The organism is uncultured Gimesia sp. (assembly GCF_937919775.1).
GTDB lineage: Bacteria > Planctomycetota > Planctomycetia > Planctomycetales > Planctomycetaceae > Gimesia.
In genome coordinates, this window is sequence record NZ_CALFPF010000054.1 from 1 (window position 1) to 6,198 (window position 6,198).

Sequence of the window (6,198 nt, forward strand, 5' to 3'; positions counted from 1 at the left end):
CTCATCCCGTAAATAAATCGCTTCGCCGGTGATATCAGAGACAGGATCATTATGCCACGGGGTCAACCGGAATTCATGGCTGTTTTCCGCCCAGGTGTAAGCGCTGCCGCCTTCAGAAACAACGGTACCGAGCTGCGAATTGGCAATCACATTGACCCAGGGAGCAGGTGTCGTCTGACCTGCAGCCAGAATGGTGATGTATTCGTGGCCATCCTGACTGAAGCCCCCCAGTCCGTTAAAAAATGCCAGATCATATTGGGGAGGATTATCGACGAGAGGTTGCGTCTTCAGAACACGACTCGGAATCAGATACGGGACTGCAACATCCGTTCGCCCGAATCGCTCCGCCTGTTCCTGTAATGTTCCCGCATCATCTAATAAGACAATTCGTGCCACGGTCTGCAGTAAGATACGGTCTTCCTCAGACATCTGTTCGCCACGACGTATGAAGATACCGCCGGGCCTGTCGATGAGTACTGCTTCCGAACTGGCGGCAACCAGATCGGCGATCTCATCCTGCAATGACTGTCGATACACAGAATCGTCTTCGTTCCAGATGACCAGATCGACGGCGAGCCCTTTCAACCGCCAGTAGGCATGTGCCTGCACGGCCTGTTTAACGAGACCAATTCGTTCATGGTCGCGAATTCGAACCAGTACGATAGGCAGATCCCCTGAGATACCGTAGCCCCACAGCCCCGATTGTCCCTGTCGATTGAGGCTGAGAATGCTCGTTTTGGCACGCCTGAGAGACGATGCATAAATGATTGAGCTGGCCAGTCGGCCATAAATCTGCGCATCCATTTCAGAAGCGATTAATTGCTGCAGCAGAATATGACCGTGGGTCCAGGCAAGATCAAACACACGATCAGCCAGGCTGTGATCGCTGTATTTTTCAGACAACGCTTCGACGCCAGCTCGTGACTCTGAGACTCCCGTTACGATATCAATACTAACCGCTTCGTTAGGTAGTAACAGTACTGTCTGGCGAATACTGACCACAGGATCGAGTACCGGTCCGGCAGAGTTCGAAAGTGGAGCAATACGATCGAAAACAACAGGCGATGCAAGCGTCCGCTGGCGTCCGATGAACTGCATGCGGTCTGTTTCGTAAGATGGCTCCCCAACGGTGACTCCCCTGACGGTCATCATGTGTGTCATCCATGGCGGATGTTCTTCGGCAGAGCGGGGGCGTCGGGTACAGAAAATCGCTTTGTGGTTTTGGACCAGTTCCGTCTGGACAAACAGGTTGCTGAAGGCGGGATGTGCCTCATCCTGAGGTTGTACTGCTAACACGACTTCCGCATAACTGGTTACTTCAATCCTGCGTGATGAATCAGATCGATTTGTCAGAGTGACACGACGCAGTTCGATGTCATCTTCCGGGGAGACACTGATTTGAGTATACGTTTCAATGCCCGCATCTGAACGGCGGAACTCGGCCCGTGCCTGTGTGAAGATTGCTTCGTAGCCTCTGGTGGGACTGGTGGTTGGCTGCCAGGCATTCGACCACATGATTCTGCTGTCTACGTCGCGCAGATAACAAAAAGTGCCATAATTATCTCGAGTTGCATCTTCACGCCAGCGTGTCACTGCCAGATCCTGCCATCTGCTGTAGCCTCCACCTGCACTCGTTACCACAACATGATATCTGCCGTTCGAGAGTAAATGGGCTTCTACAACAGCACTGTCAGGATTGGTAATGACACGCATGCTTCCGGTTTCTTCTGGTGATGCAAGGTGTGTTGCTCGTGCTTCGCTTTCGTGAGGCAGAACCGGCGCTGTGGCCCTGGGAACCCGTTCCTGTAAGAGCAGTTCCGCTGCCCGCAGCATGGGATCAGCCAGAAAGCGGCGCTGCATCGGTTTATCAAGCAGTACATATGCCAGTGAGAGCAGGCTCATCCCTTCATGGTGCGCCATGAACTGTTTCACAGTGACACTTTCAGCACCGGGTGGCAATCGTGAAGGCGTGTAGTCGACTGCCTCATAGAAGCCACAGGCCCCCAGTTGACCATCTGCCGCCAGATGCTGGAGATTCTCGCAGGCAGCCTGCGGTTCGACCATTAAAGCCAGCACGCTGGCATACGGAGCAATGACCAGGTCTTCCGCCAGTCCCCGTTTGAGTCCCAGACCGGGTACGCCGAATGCTCGATACTGATACGTCCGGTGTTGATCTAACGTATTATAACCGGACTCAGAAATTCCCCATGGAACTCGATATTGCCGCCCGTATTCGATTTGTCTTCGAACGACTGCGTGATAAGTACGATCGAGCAGCGTATTCTCGTAATTGGGCATCACCAGCAGTGGCATCAAATATTCAAACATGGAGCCACTCCAGCTCAACAATGCCGGCAGGCTTCCCGCGCTGGTCAGCAGACGTCCCAATGCGAACCAGTGCTCCTGGCCGAATTGTCCCTGTGCAATGACGATATAGCTGGCCAGACGCGCTTCTGAGGCGAGCAGGTCATAGTAACCGGCATCAAGTCGCCGCTCGCTGACGTTATAGCCGATCGCAAATAAATCTCGGGATGAGTCATACAATAACCCGAAGTCCATATCTGCTAATTCTCGACACTGTAAAGCCAATTCTTCAAACGCTCTGATTCTTGCTGCCGCACGTTCTGCGGCAATACTTAGTGATGCACCTAACTGCACCAGCCATTCACAGGTTTCAGTATTCGCGACTTTTTTTGCCTCCTGGATCAGAGGCAGCAAGGTCGTTTGCAGCTTTGCGACATCTCGCAATCCTGTTGCGTTATCTAACTGTTTGAGAGCAACTGCCAGCCGCTTCAATTCCGTACTCTGATGATCGGGTTGAGCGTCTTCCCAATTATCGGGAGATTTGGGAAGAGTGAGCCAGACTGCCAGGTGCAGCAGGTCAGCCCGATGTTCCTGACAGGATCGCTCATAAGCGAGTACCCACCACATGAGTTCCGAATTCGAGTCTGCTAATTTAATGAGCTCAGCGGCTTCTACTGTCATTTGCGCCAGCAGGACATTCGCGGCCTGCAGAGAATCAGGTGCGCGATTCAGCACTTCGATCTGTCGTTCAATTCTGCGACGAAAGTCAGCGTCTATCAACATTCCGTCAAAACTCAGAATCACATCCAATAGAACCCGCAGCGTATCGCGCAAGCCTGCAAACATACGTCTGGGCATGAGGTTCGCTTCGCTCAGTTCTCGAATGCCGCTGCTGAGAACCAGCAGATTTGCAGCTAAATTACCACTGTCAACCATAGAAACATATTGGGGATGCAATGGTTGAAGTGTGCGAGTGTCATACCAGTTGAAGAAGTGCCCTCGATGACGTTCCATTCTGTCGAGTGTCTTAAAGGTCTTTCGAGTTCGATTAAGGAACTGAGAAGCAGAGCAGTAGCCGAAATCGTAAGCCGCCAGTTCGGAGAGCAACGCCATGCCAATGTTCGTGGGGCTGGTACGTGTGGCTATCTCCAGGTTGGGATTCTGCTGAATATTATCTGGTGGCAGCCAGTTCTCTTCTTCAGTGACATACTCTTCGAAGTACCGCCAGGTTTTTCTAGTTAACTTTTCCAGAAAATGATGTTCTAATTCGGAAAATTGTATCACACGTCTGGTAATCGGCCGACTGAGCCACCAGGCAATTAATGGTGAAACAAACCAGATCACAAGCCAGGGTGCTGCCCAGAGTAGTATCTCTGATTCGCTGGAATAGAGTATTAACGCTACAAAGATGGCTGATGCGGGAGCGATCATCATCTGGTAAATGGTACCACTCAAACTGCCATCGCTTCCTCGTTCTGAATCGCTGGCTGTTTTCCATTCGAGGAGTCGCCGCTTTGTCCAGAACACACGCACCAGAGTACGAATAATCGCGTCGCAGCAAATATATGTTTCATAAGGTAAAAAGACGAAAGACAGGATGTTCTGCGCTAACGGTCTCGCTGTTGCCTGCAGTGTCTCGCGAACATGCAGGCGCGAAGGTAAATCGACCGGCTTCTGAAGCAGGCTGGTCAGTGTATCCAGAATTGTGGGCAGAAATACAATACAGGCTAAAAACAGCAATGACTCTGCAGCCAGTTCAGGCATTAAGAGCCAGGAGAGGAGCAATATGCTCAACATGGCCAGCGAAATCAGGCTGCGACGCAGGTTGTCAAAGATCTTCCACCAGGATAGGGCAGAAATCGGATTTCGCACCGACTTGCCAGCACGATTTCGAACCCAGGGGAACAACCAGCTAACGATCTGCCAGTCGCCTCGAATCCAGCGATGTCGGCGTCCGATATCTGCCAGGTAACGCGATGGATACTCTTCATACAAAGTCACGTCGCTGACCAGAGCGGAACGACAGTAGGCTCCTTCAATCAGGTCATGACTCAGAATCGTATTTTCAGGAAAGTTATTGCAGGACATTTCAAAGGAATCGACATCATAAATTCCTTTGCCAATAAATGATCCCTCATCGAACAAATCCTGGTATACATCTGAAACAACCCGCGTGTAAGGATCGATTCCAGGCTCCCCTGCATACAACTGCACGAAGTGTGATTGCTGCGCGCTATTCAGGCTGACGCCAACCCGAGGTTGAAGGATTGTGTGTCCTTCAACGACGCGTGATTTGCGCGCATTCCAGACAGGATGATTCAAGCGATGTGCCAGTGTGCCTACCATCAATCGGGCTGAATCCCGCGGTAATTGGGTATCAGTATCGAGTGTGATGACATACTTCACTGATTGTAGAATTTCAATTTCGCCGACCATTTCAGTAAACAGGCCTTGTTTACCGCGCAGTGTCGCATTCAGGTCTGCCAGTTTACCGCGTTTGCGTTCGTGCCCCATCCAGACTCCTTCTTGCGCATTCCATTTTCGAGAACGGTGAAAGAGATAGAATATATCAGAGCGATCAGAGGCATATCTCTGATTCAGGAGTTGAATACCATCACGCATCAGACTCACGAGCTGTGCATCGGCAGGTAACACCTCAGCGTCGGCATCCACCAGGTCTGTGACTAAAGCAAAATGTAAACTGGGATCACGATTGGCAAGATACCGTACTTCCATTCCCTCCAATAGATGTTCAATACCAGCGGCACTTGTCAGCATCGTGGGTACCGCCACCAGTGTGCGGTGCTCAGGCGGGATACCCTGTTCGTAATCCATGCGTGGCAGTGATTGCGGACGAAACAGCTGCATCGAAAACCAGTTGACAATCCCCATTCCCAAATGCGAGGCACAAATCAGAACCGGGATCGCCAGGAGCGCGAGCCCCTGCCAGATCACACTGGAATGGTGGGCCGCAGCGAAGAAGAGTAACGTTGAAGCAAGTGTGAAGAACGTCATTGTGGACAGGTAACAGATCAGGGGAAAGCGCCGGCGTAGCTTGTCCAGCATAACTGCAGGGGTCAGCCGCATTTCGACCAAACACTCTAATACCGGGCGACCATGACCGATCAGATAATAACCTACATGAGCGGCACTGTCTTCTGGTTTATCACTCGCATGATTTTCGGCCAGTTGAACCGCTTTGAGGGCGACATCATACTCGGTAAACTGGCTACGTCGGGCAATGCCTTCAACGGCTCGTCGATAACGATTTCTAGTCGCAAAATCCATCTGAGCATAGATGTGTGAAGGGTCGCCCGTCAGCGTGCGTTCCACCAGGCTATGCTTTTCAATAAAAAGACGCCAGTCATTGGAATTCAAAAAACGCAGGCTGTTGATACTGTTTCCTATCGAAACCTGATCGACAGCCTGGGCCTGGCCTTCAGTGTGCACCACTTGTTCGATCGTTAATACCTGGTCGGCCAGGCGATGTTCGAGCCAACTGTTCGCAAAAGCAAAGTTTGGATTCTGGCCTTGGAGATGGCGTGTCAGCTCGGCCAGAAATGCACCTGAGAGCTGAGGGTTGGTACGAGCCATATCTGCCAGAACCAGAATCAGGTCTGTCGGTTTCTGCTCGACCACCTTGACCATGCGGTCTGCCCAGTCGTTTGCCAGGTCACGGTCGCGCCGTGCAGTAGCAATTCTCACGGCAACGCGGCGCAGATTTTCGATCAGGGCCAGTCGCAGCATTAAAGGTAATGCCCATAATTCGCCCAGTTTCAGTGTCTGGACTGACTCATAAGAGGCAATAAAGCTGTCCAGGCTATGGGCATCAATCCGGCCATCAATGTGAGCAATCAGTTCGAGCGCGATGTCATAAACGCGCGGATAGCTGGC

General features: G+C 51.6%; 1 protein-coding gene. It reads right to left on the bottom strand.

The genetic code is table 11. The annotated features are described in order from the left end of the window. On the bottom strand, positions 1–6,198 hold a 6,198-nt coding region (locus tag Q0294_RS01485), incomplete at both ends, for a glucoamylase family protein (RefSeq protein WP_299460094.1).